Origin of the sequence: Corynebacterium sp. HMSC074H12 (assembly GCF_001813755.1) — a bacterium.
GTDB classification, from domain to species: Bacteria; Actinomycetota; Actinomycetes; order Mycobacteriales; family Mycobacteriaceae; genus Corynebacterium; species Corynebacterium hiratae.
Genome location: NZ_KV813943.1, coordinates 82991 through 99882, shown reverse-complemented (window position 1 = coordinate 99882; position 16892 = coordinate 82991). Strand labels below are relative to the sequence as shown.

Sequence of the window (16892 nt, the reverse complement as noted above, 5' to 3'; positions counted from 1 at the left end):
CTCGATTACGCGCAATGATGATGCGCATTGTCGAACCGGCGGTGGGATTAGCCGTAACGCCTCGCGGACTCTAGACGGCGAAGCCGAGGGCCTGGAGCATCTCGCGGCCCTCTTCGGTAATCATGTTCGGGCCCCACGGCGGCATCCAGACCCAGTTGAGCTGGACTGCCTCGGCGAGCTTGTTGCCTACGATGACATCCTCGATCTGCTCGCCGATGACATCGGTGAGAGGACAGGCCGGGGAGGTCAGCGTCATGTTAATGACGCAGGTGTTCTTGCCGTCAATATCGTCGAGCCAGACGTCATAGACCAAGCCCAGATCAACGATGTTGATTCCAAGCTCTGGGTCGATGACATCACGAAGGTACTCGGTGATATCGAAGGTCTTCGCAATCTGCTCTTCGGTTTGTTCAGGCTTGACAGCAGCGCCATCGAAGGAGGCATTCTGGTCCTGGTAAGGATCCGTGCTGCCACCGGTGGTTTCAGTGTTATCAGCCATCTACTTCTCCAATTCATTCAACGCTTCCACGGTGGCGGCTTGGAAAGCCTTCCATCCGAGGAGAGCGCATTTAACACGGGCGGGGAACTTGGCTACGCCGGCAAAAGCGACGCCATCCCCAATAATCTCGTCGTCGCCCTCAACTTCACCGCGTGAGGTCACCATCCACTCAAATTCGGCCAGCTTGGCGTTTGCCTCCTCGAGGGGGATGCCGACGATTTCCTCCGCCATGACAGAGGTCGAGGCCTGCGAAATGGAGCATCCCTCGGCGTCGTAGGACACGTCCTCGACGGTTGTGCCGTCGGGGGAAAGTTTCACGCGCAAGGTGAGCTCATCACCGCAGGAAGGGTTGACGTGGTGAACTTCTGCCTGGCCTTCGCGCAGGCCAGAGAATTTCGGGTTCTTATAGTGATCCAGGATGACGTCCTGGTACATGGAATCTAGGTTCATTCGCTCACTCCAAAGAAGGTGCGGGCAGCCCGCACCGCCTCTATGAGGGCGTCGACCTCGTCCTCAGTGTTGTACAGGTAAAAGCTAGCGCGTGCGGTCGAATTAGCCTGGCACGCGCGGTGCAGCGGCCATGCGCAGTGGTGGCCGGTGCGAATGGACACGCCGTGAGCATCAAGGACCTGGCCAAGGTCATGCGGGTGGATGCCCTCCACGATGAAGGACACCGCTCCCCCGCGATCCTCGGTGTTTTCAGGCCCGATAATACGCACGGCGGGGATCTCGGCAAGCTTCTGCAAGGCCAGTGCAGTGAGTTTCTGCTCATGGGCGTGGATGGCCTCCATGCCCACCTCGCTCAAGAACTTCACTGCTGCACCAAGGCCCACAACCTGGCTGGTCATTTGGGTTCCGGCCTCGAAGCGGGTGGGTGGCGCGGCAAACGTCGAGCCTTCCATCTTGACTACTTCGATCATGGAACCGCCGGTGAGGAAAGGCGGCAGCTGCGCCAGCAGCTCTTGCTTACCGTAGAGCACGCCCACGCCGGTCGGCCCGCACATCTTGTGCCCAGAGAACGCGGCAAAATCCACATCAAGTTCGTGGAAATCCACCGGCATGTGCGGCACCGACTGGCAGGCGTCGAGGACCACCATGGCACCCACGGCACGGGCACGGCGGACCAACTCTGCGACGGGCGCTACGGCCCCGGTCACGTTGGACTGGTGGGTAAAAGCCACGACCTTGACGGAGTCATCGAGCTCGAGCGAATCGAGATCAATGCGGCCGTCCTCGGTCATGGAGTACCACTTCAGCGTCGCGCCGGTGCGCTGGCACAGCTCTTGCCACGGCACCAAGTTCGCGTGGTGCTCCAGTTCGGTGACCACGACGGTATCGCCCTCACCGACGTACAGCTCGCCGGCGCGCTCATCGCTGAGCACGTAAGCAACTTCATTCAACGCCTCAGTGGCGTTCTTGGTGAAGGAAATCTCATCGCGGTCAGCGCCAACGAAGGCGGCGATGGCCTGGCGAGCGGACTCGTACGCGTCATCGGCCTCCTCCGCCAGCTGGTAGGAACCGCGGTGCACCGGAGCGTTGGTGCCGAGCACGAACTCCTCCTCGGCCTTCCATACCGGCAGGGGACGTTGCGAGGTCGCTCCCGAATCCAGGTACACCAAAGGTTTACCGTCGCGCACCGTGCGCGAGAGGATAGGGAATTGTTCCCGAATCGCATTAACGTCTAGTTCAGGCATAGGTCCTTGTGCTCGGTTCTTTTTCTCTAGCGTGTCGTGGTGTGGTCTGTCGTGGTGTTACCGGGGTCGGCGGTACGGCCTACTTGAGGAACTGCTCGTAACCGTCTGCCTCAAGCTGATCAGCCAGCTCGGCGCCGCCGGTCTTGATGATCTGTCCGTCGGCGAAAACGTGGACGAAGTCCGGGACAACGTAGTTGAGGATGCGCTTGTAGTGCGTGATGAGGAGGATGCCGCCGTTGGTCTCCTCCTGATAGCTGTTGATGCCATCGGAGACGACGCGCAGGGCGTCGACGTCCAGGCCGGAGTCGGTCTCGTCCATGACGGCGAACTTCGGTTTGAGGATGTCGAGCTGCATGACCTCGTGGCGCTTCTTCTCACCACCGGAGAAGCCCTCGTTCACGGAGCGGTGTGCAAAGGACTTATCGATGGCCAGCTTCTCGCGGGCCTCGGTGAGCTCCTTGTTCCACTCGCGCAGCTTCGGAGCCTCGCCACGGATAGCGGTCACGGCGGAGCGCATGAACTGCGACATCTTCACGCCCGGCACCTCAGTCGGGTACTGCATGGCCAGGAAAAGACCAGCGCGGGCGCGCTCGTCGACTTCCATCTCGAGGATGTTCTCGCCGTCGAGAAGCACCTCGCCCTCGGTCACCTCATACTTGGGGTGACCGGCGATAACGTAGGACAGGGTGGACTTGCCGGAGCCGTTGGGGCCCATGACGGCGTGGGTCTCACCGGAATTGATGGTGAGGTTGACACCCTTGAGGATCGGCGTGGGCTCACCGTCCTCCTCGTGTGGGAGCACCTGCGCGTGGAGATTCTTGATTTCCAGAGTAGACATTGAGTTGGTACCTGCTTTCGGGAAGTTTTAAGCGTTGATCTTGGCGAGCTCGTCGACGACGCGGGATTCCAGATCCTCGCGCAGGGACTCGACCGGGATGCGGGAGATGACTTCGGAGAAGAAGCCGCGGATGATGAGGCGGCGTGCCTCGGCGGCAGGAATACCGCGGGACATGAGGTAGAACAGCTCAAGGTCATCGAAGCGGCCCACCGTTGCGGCGTGGCCAGCACCGACGATCTCACCGGTCTGGATCTCCAGGTTCGGGATGGCGTCAGCGCGCGCACCCTCGGTGAGGATCAAGTTGTTGTTCGTCTCATAGGTGTCCGTGTTGTTCGCATTCTTGCGGATGAGCACGTCACCGACCCAGCAGGTGCGGGCCTCCGGGGTGCGGGAGGCGGAGCCGGCCTCGGCCTTCTGCGCAGCAGTAGCACCCTGCAGAGCGCCCTTGTAGAAGACGCGAGAGCGGCAGTTCGGCACGTCGTGGTCCACCAGCAGGCGGTTCTCGAAGTACTGGCCGGCATCAGCAAAGTAGACGCCGAGCAGCTCGGCATCGCCACCGGGGCCATCGAAAACTACGCGCGGAACAAGGCGCACAATCTCGCCGCCAAAGATGGCGGTGTTGTGGCGCAGTACGGCGTCGCGGCCCACCTTCGCAATCTGATGGGACAGGTGCACCGCATCGTCTTCCCAGTCGGCGTCGACGACGACGGTGACCTGGGAGCCGTCGCCCAGCACGAACTCCACGTTGTCTGCGTGGGTACCGGAACCGACGTACTTAAGAACGATGGTGACCTCCGCGTGATTGCCCACGTGGATGGAGGTCGCACCAAAGGAGGTCACGCCCTCACCAGCGCCGGTGATGGTGATCTCCACCGGCTTATCCAGTCGTGCATCGGCGTCAACGCTGACGATCTGCGCCTCCGGCATGGAGCACCAGGCCTGAGCTGCAACGCGGTCAGCAGGTGCACCGGCGGTGCCGAGGCGGTCGTCGTCAGGCGCCACGGTCTCGGCCGTTACGCCCTCCGGGGCCACCACGTCAATCTTCTGGGCGGTTGCCGGCGCGAACTCACCATTGTGCAGCCCGCGAAGGTTACGCAAGGAGATGAAACGCCAGACCTCGTCGCGGCCGTGCGGGACCGGGAAGTCCTCGACGTCGAAGGAGGTGAACTGGTCTCCCTTAGTGACGTCAGCCGGATTAAATTCGTTGGAAGCTACCACTTAGCCCACCGATCCTTCCATCTGCAGCTCGATAAGACGGTTCAGCTCCAGCGCGTATTCCATCGGGAGCTCCTTAGCAATCGGCTCGACGAAGCCGCGCACAATCATAGCCATGGCCTCTTCCTCAGCGATACCGCGGGACATGAGGTAGAACAGCTGCTCCTCAGAGACCTGGGAGACCGTTGCCTCGTGGCCGAGGGTGACGTGATCATTGCGGATGTCGTTGTACGGATACGTGTCCGACCTCGAGTCATTGTCCACAAGCAAGGCATCACACTCGACGTTGGCTGCGGAGTTCGTAGCGTTAGCGTTGACCTGCACCAAGCCGCGGTAGGCCGCGCGGCCGCCGTTGCGGGCCACGGACTTCGAGACGATGTTGGAGGAGGTGTTCGGCGCCATGTGGATCATCTTGGAACCGGTGTCCTGGACCTGGTTATCGCCAGCAAAGGCCAGGGAGAGTACCTCACCCTTGGCGTGCTCGCCGGTAAGCCAGCAGGACGGGTACTTCATAGTGACCTTGGAGCCGATGTTGCCATCGACCCATTCCATGGTGCCGCCCTCTTCGACCTTGGCGCGCTGGGTCACCAGGTTGTAGACGTTGGTGGACCAGTTCTGAATGGTGGTGTAGCGGCAGCGGCCGCCCTTCTTCACGATGATCTCGATGACGCCGGTATGCAGCGAATCCGAGTTGTAGATCGGCGCGGTGCAACCCTCGATGTAGTGAACGTAGGCGCCCTCCTCCACGATGATGAGGGTGCGCTCGAACTGGCCCATGTTCTCGGTGTTAATGCGGAAGTAGGCCTGCAGCGGAATATCCACGTGGACGCCCTTCGGAACGTACACGAAGGAACCACCGGACCAGCAGGCGTTATTCAGCGCGGAGAACTTGTTGTCGCCGGCCGGAATCACGGTGCCGAAGTATTCCTGGAGGATCTCCGGGTACTCGCGCACCGCGGTGTCGGTATCAACGAAGATAACGCCCTGGGCCTCCAGGTCCTCGCGGATCTTGTGGTAAACCACCTCGGACTCGTACTGCGCGGCAACACCGGAGACCAGACGCTTCTTCTCAGCATCCGGGATACCCAGCTTGTCGTAGGTCTCCTTAATGTCGTCCGGCAGGTCATCCCAGGTTTGGGCCTGCTTCTCGGTGGAGCGGACAAAGTACTTAATGTTGTCGAAGTCGATTCCGGACAGATCTGGGCCCCAGGTCGGAACTGGCTTCTTGTTGAAGACGCGCAGAGCCTTCAGACGGGACTCGAGCATCCACTCCGGCTCGTTCTTCTTCCGAGAAATATCGCGGACGACGTCCTCACTCAAACCGCGGTGTGCTGCCTGGCCGGCTTCGTCGGAATCGTGCCAGCCGTACTCATAGCCGCCGATAGAGGAGATGATCTCGTCATCGCTCATCTTGGTTTCAAGGCCTGGTGCCGGTTGTGCCTGTGTCAAAGCCCGCTCCTTTCTAGTTCGATTAGTTCTTCCCCGGCTCCGCCGCGGAAGGCGGGACTGGGGTTAAGGGGATATTCGTGGTGCAGATTCCATGACCATCCGCAATGGAGGCCAAGGGCTGCACATGTTTGCCTAATAGCGCGGAGAAGACTTCCTGTTCAGCTTCACACAACTCCGGATGCTCGGCCGCCACGTGGGCGACCGGGCAATGGTGCTGGCAAATCTGTACTCCGTTGCCCACCGACGTCACCGTGGCCGCGTAGCCATGCGCGTCGAGCACTTCGGCCAGCTGACGCGCCACCTCCGGAACGGATTCCTGATCTTCTACCAGGGGCTTCACGTCCTCCACGAGGCGCTCGAAGCGAGCCTTGGCGAAGCGACGAACCGCCTCCGGCCCGCCCGCTTCACGCAGTGCGGTGAGCGCTTCCGCCGCCAGCTGATCGTAGGCGTGCCCAAATTGGGCGCGGCCCTGATCCGTGAGGCGGAAATGCTTGGCGGGGCGACCACGGCCCACCGACTGCCCAGGGCGGGCTGATGGGCGGCGATGCACCACCTCGGTGAGTCCTTCCTCCACCAAAATGTCTAAGTGCCGACGGATGCCGGCTGCAGAGAGACCGAGACGTTCACCCAGATACGACGCCGTTACCGGGCCGTCTTTTAGGAGCAACAACATGACGTGTCGGCGGGTGTCGCCCTCAGTCGAGCGAGTCTCCCTAGGTAGCTCCTTCGTCACGGTGTACACCTCCTTGAATGAAACACTCTCTCTTTAGACAACACTAGTGTTCCTTAATTCATTCCCGATTTCCACTCTTTCATTCGTGTCGCGGGCAGCTCGTCCTCTCTCAGCACCGAGCGACTAAGGTAGACACTCATGAATATGGAGCGCGATTACACCCGATCGGGGCGATTGCACCGCGTCTTTTGGGGCGTGCGCGATGAACTCCCCCGCATGGGCCTGCCCGGATCCCGTTCCGCGCTCTTGCACCAAGATTTTCCAGATTCTTCCGACGGTGCAGAGGGCGCCGCGCTTGGCGACGTCCACCGCCACACCATCGCCCAGCTGCGCACGCTCTTTAGCCTCCGGTGGCTCGGCACCATTGGTGCGCTACTCATTGCGCTCGGCGGATTGGGCGCCGGTGCGCTTCCGGTGGTGGGCAACCCCTATGAGTCTCTGCCTTTTGGCTCGCTCATGACGCGGATGCTGCAGTCAGCCTCCGCCATCGTGTTCATCGGGGTCGGTTTCATGGTCACGGCGTGGATTTGCATGGCACCGCTGGTGGGCGCGCCCCTGCGCCTACAGAAGCCGGCCAAGGTTCGGCGCTTTAGCCACTCGCCCCGGGTGGTCACGCAGAGCCAGATGTGGCGCACCTGGCTAGGGTGGGTTCTCCCGCTTTTGGTGACCGCTCCCCTGTTCACGCAGGACATTTACTCCTACCTCGCTAACGGCTCCATCGTGCTCCAAGGCCTCGATCCCTATTCGGCGGGGCCGGTGGAGCTACTAGGCGCCGATAACGACCTGGCCCGCTCCGTCCCGTTCATCTGGGCGAACTCACCTTCCCCTTATGGCCCTGTGGCGCTAGGTGTAGCGGCGGTGGTCAGTTGGCTGACCAACGACTCCATTATCTGGGGTGTTGTCCTGCACCGGGTACTGTCCCTCGTCGGTATCATCGCCGCCGGTTGGGCCATCGCGCGGCTTGCTACGCGCTGCCGAGTATCCCCGGAGGCAGCGCTGTGGCTGGGCATCCTTAACCCTTTGACCATCCTCCACCTCGTCGGAGGCATCCACAATGAATCCTTCATGCTGGGGCTAGCTCTCGTCGGTGTGGAGCTGGGGTTGCGGGCGGTTAACGATTCCCACGAGGCCCGCTGGCGAGCATGGTCGCTGTTTATCGCATCTGGCGTCCTGATCTCGTGTGCCGGAATGGTCAAGGTGACTGGCTTTATCGGCCTCGGGTTCGTTGGCATGGCGGCGGCACGCAGGCTCGTCGACAAGCACGGCGTGTCCGGCGTGCGGGCAGTGCTGGGCGCCGGGGCCGCGCAGCTTCTCCTGCTTGCCACCTCCATCGCCGCAGTGACGGTACTCACGGGGATCGACATTGGTTGGGTCTTTGGCCAGGGCGGCGCGGCCACCATCCGGTCGTGGCTGTCTGCGACGACCTCCGTAGGCGTCGGCGCCGGCTTCCTTGGGATGCTGTTGGGATTGGGTGATCACACCGAGGCCATCCTCACCGTGACCCGGACTGTGGGCGTCATCATTGCCGCGGGCTTTATGATCCGCATGCTCTTTGCCACCTACCGCGGCGCCATCCACCCCGTGGGCGGCCTGGGGGTATCGACCTTCGTGCTCGTGGTGTTCTTCCCCGTCGTCCAACCCTGGTACATCCTGTGGGCGGTGCTGCCGCTGGCGGCTTGGGCCAACCGACGCTTCTTCCGCATGGCTGTGATCATCTACTCCGGGTTCATGAGTTTCATCGTGCTTCCCCGCGGCCTCGGCCTTCCCCCAGGGACAGTCTTCGTCATTTACCTCGCCGCCTTGGTGACATTCCTCGTCCTCGCCGGCGTGGGGTGGGTTGCTTTGCGCAGGGCGGGCGTGCGTGTCCTAAACTAGCGATTCGTGACTACATCAGCTCTTGTCTTAGATAACGTCATGAAGACCTATGGCGACGTCAACGCAGTGAACGGGCTGAGTTTCCGCGCCAATTACGGCGAGATCCTGTGCTTGCTGGGCCCTAACGGTGCAGGTAAGACCACCACCATCGAGATGTGTGAGGGTTTCAAGAAGCCCACGTCGGGCCGCATCGAGGTGCTGGGGCTTAACCCCGCGCGCAATCCCGATGCCGTGCGCTCCCGCATCGGCATCATGCTGCAGGGCGGCGGCTCCTATTCCGGAATCAAAGTCAAGGAGATGCTTGAGCTTAGCGCCTCCTATAACGAGAATCCCTTGGACCCGGAGTGGCTGCTGGACACGCTCGGACTGCGCGGGGTGGCGAAGAGCAGCTACCGCCGCCTGTCCGGCGGGCAACAACAACGTCTCTCCCTAGCCCTAGCGATCATCGGGCGCCCAGAGTTGGTCTTTCTCGATGAACCCACCGCGGGCATGGATGCCCAGTCGCGCCTTGCCGTGTGGGACCTCATCCGCGCCCTCCGGGCCGATGGCGTAACCGTCATCCTCACCACGCACCTCATGGATGAAGCGGAAGCGCTCAGCGACCGCGTCGTCATCATTGACCACGGACAACTCGTGGCGAGCGGCACCGCAGCATCGCTGACGGACTCGGCCGATGTTCCGCAGGTGAATTTCGATACCGCAACACCGGTGGACCTCGAAGCACTGCGGGACGCCGGCATCGCGGCGGAAGCTCTCCGCCCCCTGCACTACCGTCTCACCTCGGAGGCCAGCCCCGCCGGCATCGCAGCGCTGGCTTCATGCTTGGCCGCGCAAAACGTCATCCTCCGCAACCTGCACACCTCACACCGGAATCTCGAGGAAGTCTTCCTCGATCTCACGGGCCGCGACATGCGCAGCTAGAACCGCCCTCGGCCATTTAGCACGATTCTTTTATCAAGTTGTTTGAACAAGGAGAAGCTCCATGAGCACCTTCGCACCCGGCACTTTTAGCCCGCACCCGCAGCGCGTGGGTGTAGCGGCTATGGCACGTGCCCAAGGGGCTATCGAATCCAAGCTCATGCTGCGCCACGGTGAGCAGCAGCTGCTGAGCATCATCATCCCTGTGGCCATCCTGATCGGCGCCGCGACGCTGCAAGACAGCACCGGCCACGGCGTGGAGGAAATCTTCCCCATGGTGCTGGCTGTTGCGGCGACCTCCTCCGGTTTCACGGGTCAAGCCATCTCCTTGGCCTTCGACCGTCGCTATGGTGCGCTGAAACGCACAGGTGCCTCGGGAGTGCCAGCCTGGGCCATTGTGGTGGGAAAGATTCTCGCCGTGCTGTCGATGGTGGTGCTCCAGGTCCTCGTGCTGGGGACGATCGCCGCCTTCCTGGGGCTGCGCATCACCGCTGGGGGCGCGGCCATCGGCGTGCTCACCCTCGCCTTGGGTGTGGCCACGTTTACGGCCTTAGGCCTACTGCTCGGCGGCACGCTGAGTTCGGAGGTGGTCTTGGCGGTGGCCAACCTCATTTGGTTTATCCTTCTCGGCACCGTCGGATGGGTCATGTTTTCCCAGGGGCTCGGTGATAACGGGGTGTTGACCCTCGTACCCACCGTGGCAATGGCCGCCGGACTCGATACCGCCCTGAACGGGTCCTTCCCGGGCTTTGAGCTCCTTGTACTCGTCGGTTGGTCAGCGGTGGCGTCGTTTGCCGCGGTGCGTTGGTTCCGCTTCGAAGGCTAAAAGTGATTCTTCTCCCTTGCGTGGTGTGACCCACCCGTCGATATTGGTTCCCGGATGGGGCCGGGCGGTAGGCTGAATAGCCGTGAGTACCGCCAATATTTCCTCTCCTCAACATTCCACCGCGCCCGCTGCGCCGACCACCGGTCCCTCGGTGAAGACGCAGCGCATCGTCGCGCTCATCCTCCTGCTCTGCCAGGGTGGCATTACAGTATCGGGTTCCATCGTGCGCGTAACCGGCTCCGGCCTTGGTTGCGTCACCTGGCCTAACTGCCACCCTGGTTCCTTGGTTCCCATCCAGGGCGCGGCTCCCATGCTCCACCAGGCCATTGAGTTCGGCAACCGCCTGCTGACTTTTGTTGTGGCGGCGGCTGCCATCGCCAGCATCGTGGTCGTTCACAAGGCGCAACGCCGCAAGGAGCTCAAGGTCTATGCCTGGGCGGGGCTCGCCGGCATCGTGGTGCAGGCACTCATTGGCGCCCTGTCGGTGAAACTAAATCTGTCCTGGTGGTCGGTGGCGATTCACTTCCTCCCGTCGATGGTCTTGGTGTGGATCGCGGCCATGCTCTTTTCCCGCATCAATGAACCCGATGACGGCACTCCCACTCGCCTCTTCCCCGCTGCGGTGCGCACCCTCGCGGTGGTGGCCACTGTGGCCCTGTCCATCGTTCTGCTGACGGGCACCTTTGTGACTGGCTCGGGTACTCACTCCGGTGATGCCGGTGTGGGCATGGAGGGCCGCCTCGGCGTGGACACCTATGGCATGGCCATCATTCACGCGGTCTGCATGTACGTCTACTTGGCGCTGACGCTCATCGTGGTCTTCCTCCTGCACCGCACCGGCGCTCCCAAGGTGGCCAAGAAGGCCGGCTGGGTGCTCATTGCTTGCATCGTTATCCAGTGGGCTATCGGTGTCACCCAGTTCTATCTCCACATCCCTCGCTGGACTGTTCCCTTCCACGTGGGCATGTCCTCAGTGGTCACGGCCTTCACCGCCCTGCTGTGGGCGCATGGCTTGCGCCGCGTCGGAAACGAGGATGACACTACTGCAAGCACTGCCCAGCGCGGTGACGAGAACGTTCCCGCCGCCCAAGGCTAAGCAGAGTCAGCGGAGCCAGTAAAGCCACTACAACAGGTACTCGTAGCGCCGCCGTTCTCACCAGGAAGTGAGGATGGCGGCGCTTTTTGCTGCGCGGAGCCCTCGGCTTCGTTTAGCCTAGACACCATGCATGCTATTCAGGTGACCACGACCGGAGGGCCCGAGGTCCTCACCTACGCCGAGGTAGAATCCCCCACGCCGACGAAGGAACAGCTGCTTGTCGACGTCTCCGTGGCCGGTGTCAACTACATCGACACCTACTACCGCGAAGGCATCTACAACGCCTCCGTGCCCTTCATCATCGGACTCGAAGGAACCGGACGCGTTGTGCACGACCCCCAGGGAGAAATTGCCCCGGGCACGATGGTGGCCTGGGATCACGCTTTCGGATCCTATGCGGAGCAAGTCTGCGTGCCGCGAGACCGCGTGGTGGCCGTCCCCGACGAGATTCCCTCCGCCGTCGCCGGTTCGATGCTCCTGCAGGGCATGACGGCGCACTACCTCACCCACGGTGTGTATCAGCTAGGGGAAGGAGCATCCTGTCTGATCACCGCCGGTGCGGGCGGCGTGGGCTTAATCCTTACCCAGATGGCCAAGTCCCTGGGCGCCACCGTCTATTCCGTGGTCTCCACGGATGAGAAGGAAGAGCTGGCCTATGGCGCGGGCGCAGACCACGTGTTCCGCTACAGCAGCGGCTTGGCCGAGCAGGTGCGTCGTCACAACGGTGGGCGCGGCGTGGACGTGGTCTACGACGGCGTCGGCAAAGCCACCTTCGGTGAATCCCTTGAGGTTGTACGACCGCGCGGCACGGTAGCGCTCTTCGGTGCCGCGTCGGGCCCCGTCCCGCCGATGGACCCGCAGCTGCTGAACAAGCACGGCTCCATCTTCCTCACCCGCCCGTCACTCGGCGCTTGGACCTCCCAGGAAGGCGAGTTCCAGATGCGCGCCCAGGCAGTGGTGCAGGCGGTCATCGATGGCGACCTCGACTTCCGCATCTCCGCAGAGTATCCGCTCGCCGAAGCTGCTCAGGCCCACCGCGACCTCCAAGAGCGCAAGACCACCGGCTCGATCGTCCTCCGGGTACGCGAAGATTAGCTCGCTAGAACAGCGCAGCCGACCAGCCCAGCATGCGCCCGATGGGCTCCCAGCCCACGACGGCGTCGATGGACAGGCCGATAAAGAGCACCGACAGATAGTTGTTGGAGTAGATAAACAGGCGCATGGGCTTGACCTTTGCGCCCTTCTTCACCCCTTGGTGCAGGCGAATCGCCATCCAGAGGAAGACCGCGCCGGAAGACACCGCGGCCACCAAGTAGATCCACGAGGCCGCAGGGATAATAAGGAAGGTCACAATAACCGTTCCGATCGTGTACCACACGATTTGCCGGGTCACCTCTACTTCCCCGGCAACGACGGGCAGCATCGGCACCCCGGCCTTGCGGTAGTCCTCCTTGTACTTCATCGCCAGCGCCCAGGTGTGGGGTGGTGTCCAGAAGAAGATAATGAGGAACAGCACCACGGCCTGCCACCAACGGTCCGGCTCCCCCGCCGGTGCGTTATCACGAATGACGGCCCAACCCACCATGGCGGGCATACAGCCAGCGAGGCCGCCCCAGACGATGTTCTGGGAGTTCCGCATCTTGAGGAACTTCGTATAGACGATGACATAAAAGAAGTTGGTCAAGAGCACGAAGAACGCAGCCAACCACGAGTTAGCTAACACACCCAGCCAAAAGACGGATAGCGCCAACATGATCCACGCGAAGATCGCGGCATTGCGTCGCGAAATGGTCTTGCGCACTAGCGGCCGGGCACGGGTGCGCTGCATCTTCTGGTCGATCTCATAATCGACGACGTTGTTAAACGTGTGGGCAGCCGCGGCACCCATCCATCCACCGAAGATGGTGGAGACGATGAGCCAGAAGTTGGAGGACACTGCCTCGAATCCACGCTGCGCCTGGAGCATAGCCGGAATTGCCGCCACGAGGAGGAGCTCAATGATCCTCGGTTTCGTTAGCGCAAAATAGGCCTTGATGGTCTCCAAGGAACAATCCTCCGTATATCCGGCACGTGGGTGTATGGCTTATGGGTCTGACGTACTGGTCGGCTGCCCGCGCCAAAAAGTTCCCGAGAACTTCGTGGCGAATCCCCCAAGCGTTCTTCGGGGATAGTCGCCGCCCACTGGCTGGCAGCGGGGCAACAGCGTCAACCATGCCAGACTACCGCCCGAAACCTGGTTTATATAATCCCCCGCCGAAGATCGAAAAACCTTTACACTGATTAACGGTATATCTGTTTCCAGAAGCGAAGTGAGGTTTTCGCCGTGTCGAACGAAAAGTTGTCCCCGGAACTGCAGGCTATGGTTGAGCGCCGTTATCCTTCGGACTGGAGTGACCTCGATACTCGCGCCGTGGATACCGTGCGCGTCCTAGCTGCCGACGCCGTCCAGAATTGCGGCTCCGGCCATCCCGGTACCGCCATGTCCCTGGCACCGCTGGCCTACACGCTCTACCAGCGCGTGCTTAACCACGATCCGGCCGATGTTCACTGGGCAGGGCGCGACCGCTTCGTACTCTCCGTTGGACACTCTTCCCTGACGCAGTACATCCAGCTCTTCCTCGGCGGTTTCGGTCTCGAGATGGAGGATCTCAAGTCGCTGCGCACCTGGGGCTCGAAGACTCCGGGCCACCCCGAGGTTCACCACACCGATGGCGTCGAGATCACCACCGGTCCCCTGGGCCAAGGCTTGGCGTCCGCGGTCGGCATGGCAATGGCCGCACGCAAAGAGCGCGGCCTGTTCGATGCCTCGGCCCCGGCCGGCGAATCCCCCTTCGATCACTTCGTTTACGTCATCGCCTCCGACGGTGACTTGCAAGAGGGTGTCACCGCTGAGGCTTCTTCCTTGGCGGGCACCCAGAAGCTGGGCAATCTCATCGTCTTCTGGGATGACAACCGCATCTCCATTGAGGACGACACCAACATTGCCTTCAACGAGGACGTGGCTAAGCGTTACGAGGCCTATGGCTGGCACGTGCAGACCGTGGAGTCCGGCGAAGATGTCGAAGCCATCGAAGCAGCTGCCGCCGCGGCACGCGCCGAAACCTCCCGCCCCTCCTTCATCCGAGTTAAGACCGTGATTGGTTACCCGGCACCGAACAAGATGAACACCGGTGGCGTCCACGGTGCAGCTCTTGGCGAGGATGAGGTAGCCGCCACCAAGGAGGTCCTCGGCTTCGATCCGGCGCAGTCCTTCCACATCGACGAGGAAGTCCTCGCACACACCCGCGAGCTGACCACTCGCGGTGCCGCGAAGCACGCAGAGTGGCAGAAAAAGTTTGACGCGTGGGCAGCTGCCAACCCGGAGGAGAAGAAGCTCTTCGACCGCCTCCAGGCTCGCGAGCTGCCGGCTGACTTCGCCGCAGAACTTCCGACATGGGAAGCGGGCGAATCCTTGGCCACGCGCAAGGCTTCCGAGGCCGCCATCCAGGCACTTGCAGCCTCCCTGCCGGAGATGTGGGGCGGCTCCGCCGATCTGGCAGGCTCCAACAACACGGTGATCAAGGGCGCGGATTCCTTCGGCCCAGAGTCCATCACCACCGATACTTGGACTGCCACCCCCTACGGCCGCAACCTGCACTTCGGCATCCGCGAGCACGCCATGTCCGCAGTCATGAACGGCATTGCACTGCACGGCAATACCCGCGTCTACGGTGGTACCTTCCTCATCTTCTCTGAGTACCAGTACCCGGCTGTCCGCCTCGGCGCGCTCATGTCCACCGATACCTACTACGTCTGGACGCACGATTCCATCGGGCTGGGCGAGGACGGCCCCACCCACCAGCCAGTGGAAACGCTCGCTGCCCTGCGCGCCATCCCCAACCTCTCCGTCATCCGCCCGGCAGATGCCAACGAGACCGCTCAGGCGTGGGCGGCGGCCCTTGAGTACAAGGCCGCTCCGAAGGGCCTCGCTCTGTCCCGCCAGAACCTGCCTGTACTCGAAGGAACCAAGGAGAAAGCTGCCGAAGGTGTGCGCCGCGGCGCCTACGTCCTCGTTGAGGCATCGAAGGAAACCCCGGACGTGATTCTTATCGCCACCGGCTCCGAGGTACAGCTCGCCGTGGAGGCCGCCAAGCAACTCGAGGCGGACGGTACCGCGACCCGCGTGGTGTCCGCGCCGTGCCTAGAGTGGTTCGACGAGCAGGACGTTTCCTACCGCGAGTCCGTCCTCCCCTCCTCCGTCCGCGCGCGCGTCTCCGTCGAGGCCGGTATCTCCATGCCGTGGCACAAGTACACCGGTTCCTTCGGCCGCACCGTGTCCTTGGAGCACTTCGGCGCTTCCGCACCTGCCGCGGAACTCTTTGAGAAGTTCGGCTTCACTGCCGACGCCATTGTTGACGCCGCCCGCGAGTCCCTCAACGCTGCTCAGGCAGGCTAACCCCCTACTGCTGTCCACTACGAAAGGACCCTGCACACACCATGACACATATTGATGAGCTGGCCCGTCTCGGTACCTCGACGTGGCTCGATGATCTCTCCCGCGAGCGCTTGGATTCCGGCAACCTCCGCGAACTCCTCGACACCAAGTCCATCGTGGGTGTCACCACGAACCCAGCGATCTTTGCTGCCGCAATGTCCTCCGGCACCTCCTACGATGCCGACATCGCAGCGCTGAAGGAAAAGTCCGCTACCGCGGACGACGCGGTGTACTCGCTCGCCATCGACGATGTCCGCAATGCCTGCGATCTCTTCACCGAGATCTATGAATCAACCGATGGCCGGGATGGGCGGGTGTCCATCGAGGTTGATCCACGAATCTCAGCGGATGCGGAGGCAACCTTGGCACAGGCCCGCGAGCTGTGGTCCAAGGTCAACCGCCCCAACCTCATGATCAAGATCCCGGCAACCGACGGTTCCCTTCCCGCCATCTCCGATGCTCTGGCAGAAGGTATTTCCGTCAACGTCACCCTGATCTTCTCTGTCGAACGCTACGCGCAGGTGATTGCCGCCTACAAGGAGGGAATTCAGCGCGCCGCCGAAGCAGGTAAGGATATCTCCACTATTCACTCCGTGGCCTCCTTCTTTGTCTCCCGCTTGGACACCGAAGTCGACAAGCGCCTCGAGTTGAACGGCTCTGATGAAGCCCTCGCGCTGCGTGGAAAGGCCGGCGTGGCCAACGCCCAACGCGCCTATGCGCTTTTCCTGAAGGAGTTCAAGGACAACGGTAGCGACTTGCCTTCCGGTGCCCACCCGCAGCGGCCACTGTGGGCGTCGACGGGAGTCAAAAACCCTGACTACCCTGCCACCTTGTACGTTTCCGAGCTCGCTGGGCCGGAGACCGTCAACACGATGCCCGAGAAAACCATTGATGCGGTTCTTGCGCAGGGGAACCTGCACGGCGATACACTGACTGAAGCTTCTGACGACGCAGAGAAGGTATGGGCACAGCTGGAGGCTGTCGGCATCGACTTCGCCGATGTTTTCACCGTGCTCGAGCAGGAGGGCGTCGACAAGTTCGTCGATGCGTGGGAGGAACTGCTTGCCTCGATGACAGACCGCCTCTCCTAAAAGAGCATGAGGTTTTAAGTGCTCACCATCGGCGCGCGCCACCAACGGCCATCCAACTGTGGCCGGCGGGGCGCGTGTCGCTATGCTGAGCTGTTGGACTAATCTCACACAGACCGAAAGGACACTTAGTGAGCACTACCAGCGCGTGGGTCAACCCGTTGCGCGACGCGAAGGACAAGCGCCT

Annotated in this window: 15 protein-coding genes; 7 read left to right on the top strand and 8 right to left on the bottom strand. The window is 62.0% G+C overall.

Features of this window, described 5'->3' with window-relative positions:
• Positions 1-70: 70 nt before the first annotated feature.
• The 7 genes from HMPREF2932_RS10480 to HMPREF2932_RS10450 all read right to left on the bottom strand — a co-directional run bounded on the left by HMPREF2932_RS10480 (position 71) and on the right by HMPREF2932_RS10450 (position 6368).
• Positions 71-499 carry a metal-sulfur cluster assembly factor gene (locus HMPREF2932_RS10480; protein WP_010186729.1) on the bottom strand — a complete coding sequence of 143 codons (429 nt, stop codon included), beginning with the start codon at positions 497-499 and terminating at the stop codon, positions 71-73.
• Positions 500-949 carry a Fe-S cluster assembly sulfur transfer protein SufU gene (gene sufU, locus HMPREF2932_RS10475; protein WP_071410108.1) on the bottom strand — a complete coding sequence of 150 codons (450 nt, stop codon included), beginning with the start codon at positions 947-949 and terminating at the stop codon, positions 500-502.
• Positions 946-2193, bottom strand: coding sequence for a cysteine desulfurase (locus HMPREF2932_RS10470; RefSeq protein ID WP_071410107.1), 1248 nt, complete (start codon positions 2191-2193; stop codon positions 946-948). The genes sufU and HMPREF2932_RS10470 overlap by 4 nt, the downstream gene beginning before the upstream one ends.
• Positions 2194-2272: 79 nt before the next feature.
• Positions 2273-3031 (bottom strand): Fe-S cluster assembly ATPase SufC, encoded by a 759-nt coding sequence (sufC, locus tag HMPREF2932_RS10465; protein WP_046649116.1) that lies wholly within the window; start codon positions 3029-3031, stop codon positions 2273-2275.
• Between the two features lie 27 nt (positions 3032-3058).
• On the bottom strand, positions 3059-4249 hold the full coding sequence (gene sufD, locus HMPREF2932_RS10460) for a Fe-S cluster assembly protein SufD (RefSeq protein ID WP_049157436.1): 1191 nt from the start codon (positions 4247-4249) through the stop codon (positions 3059-3061).
• On the bottom strand, positions 4250-5656 hold the full coding sequence (gene sufB, locus HMPREF2932_RS10455) for a Fe-S cluster assembly protein SufB (protein WP_175972985.1): 1407 nt from the start codon (positions 5654-5656) through the stop codon (positions 4250-4252). It abuts the gene before it with no gap.
• A gap of 61 nt (positions 5657-5717) precedes the next feature.
• Positions 5718-6368, bottom strand: a complete 651-nt coding sequence (locus HMPREF2932_RS10450) for a helix-turn-helix transcriptional regulator (RefSeq protein ID WP_158395618.1) — start codon at positions 6366-6368, stop codon at positions 5718-5720.
• Positions 6369-6566: 198 nt separating this feature from the next.
• On the opposite strand from HMPREF2932_RS10450, the gene mptB reads away from it, so the two are divergent.
• From mptB to HMPREF2932_RS10425, 5 genes are all read left to right on the top strand, one after another.
• Entirely contained in the window at positions 6567-8303 is a 1737-nt protein-coding gene (gene mptB, locus HMPREF2932_RS10445; protein WP_049157439.1) for a polyprenol phosphomannose-dependent alpha 1,6 mannosyltransferase MptB, read from the top strand.
• A 6-nt stretch (positions 8304-8309) separates the two neighbouring features.
• Complete coding sequence (locus HMPREF2932_RS10440) at positions 8310-9224, top strand: ABC transporter ATP-binding protein (protein WP_046649113.1); 915 nt, start codon at positions 8310-8312, stop codon at positions 9222-9224.
• A 61-nt stretch (positions 9225-9285) separates the two neighbouring features.
• Positions 9286-10047 (top strand): ABC transporter permease, encoded by a 762-nt coding sequence (locus HMPREF2932_RS10435; RefSeq protein WP_070547338.1) that lies wholly within the window; start codon positions 9286-9288, stop codon positions 10045-10047.
• A gap of 82 nt (positions 10048-10129) precedes the next feature.
• Positions 10130-11143, top strand: coding sequence for a COX15/CtaA family protein (locus HMPREF2932_RS10430; RefSeq protein WP_071410106.1), 1014 nt, complete (start codon positions 10130-10132; stop codon positions 11141-11143).
• A 126-nt stretch (positions 11144-11269) separates the two neighbouring features.
• Complete coding sequence (locus HMPREF2932_RS10425; RefSeq protein ID WP_049157446.1) at positions 11270-12238, top strand: quinone oxidoreductase family protein; 969 nt, start codon at positions 11270-11272, stop codon at positions 12236-12238.
• 4 nt (positions 12239-12242) lie between these two features.
• On the opposite strand, the gene HMPREF2932_RS10420 is transcribed toward HMPREF2932_RS10425, so the two are convergent.
• Entirely contained in the window at positions 12243-13187 is a 945-nt protein-coding gene (locus HMPREF2932_RS10420) for a heme o synthase (protein ID WP_049157448.1), read from the bottom strand.
• 315 nt (positions 13188-13502) lie between these two features.
• Between HMPREF2932_RS10420 and tkt the strand changes: the two genes are divergently transcribed.
• Both tkt and tal read left to right on the top strand, forming a co-directional pair.
• Positions 13503-15578 carry a transketolase gene (gene tkt, locus HMPREF2932_RS10415; protein WP_210385888.1) on the top strand — a complete coding sequence of 692 codons (2076 nt, stop codon included), beginning with the start codon at positions 13503-13505 and terminating at the stop codon, positions 15576-15578.
• A 41-nt stretch (positions 15579-15619) separates the two neighbouring features.
• The gene (tal, locus tag HMPREF2932_RS10410; protein WP_070516596.1) at positions 15620-16708 is read left to right on the top strand and encodes a transaldolase; all 1089 of its coding nucleotides are present in this window, start codon (positions 15620-15622) and stop codon (positions 16706-16708) included.
• The last annotated feature ends 184 nt before the right edge of the window (positions 16709-16892 follow it).

Excerpts from the sequence above, each read along its gene's own strand:
- HMPREF2932_RS10450 (WP_158395618.1), bottom strand. The coding sequence starts at position 6,368 with ATGTTGTTGCTCCTAAAAGACGGCCCGGTAACGGCGTCGTATCTGGGT.
- sufU (WP_071410108.1), bottom strand. The coding sequence starts at position 949 with ATGAACCTAGATTCCATGTACCAGGACGTCATCCTGGATCACTATAAG.
- tal (WP_070516596.1), top strand. The coding sequence starts at position 15,620 with ATGACACATATTGATGAGCTGGCCCGTCTCGGTACCTCGACGTGGCTC.
- HMPREF2932_RS10425 (WP_049157446.1), top strand. The coding sequence starts at position 11,270 with ATGCATGCTATTCAGGTGACCACGACCGGAGGGCCCGAGGTCCTCACC.
- sufB (WP_175972985.1), bottom strand. The coding sequence starts at position 5,656 with ATGAGCGATGACGAGATCATCTCCTCTATCGGCGGCTATGAGTACGGC.
- HMPREF2932_RS10435 (WP_070547338.1), top strand. The coding sequence starts at position 9,286 with ATGAGCACCTTCGCACCCGGCACTTTTAGCCCGCACCCGCAGCGCGTG.
- mptB (WP_049157439.1), top strand. The coding sequence starts at position 6,567 with ATGAATATGGAGCGCGATTACACCCGATCGGGGCGATTGCACCGCGTC.
- tkt (WP_210385888.1), top strand. The coding sequence starts at position 13,503 with ATGGTTGAGCGCCGTTATCCTTCGGACTGGAGTGACCTCGATACTCGC.
- HMPREF2932_RS10470 (WP_071410107.1), bottom strand. The coding sequence starts at position 2,193 with ATGCCTGAACTAGACGTTAATGCGATTCGGGAACAATTCCCTATCCTC.
- HMPREF2932_RS10480 (WP_010186729.1), bottom strand. The coding sequence starts at position 499 with ATGGCTGATAACACTGAAACCACCGGTGGCAGCACGGATCCTTACCAG.
- sufC (WP_046649116.1), bottom strand. The coding sequence starts at position 3,031 with ATGTCTACTCTGGAAATCAAGAATCTCCACGCGCAGGTGCTCCCACAC.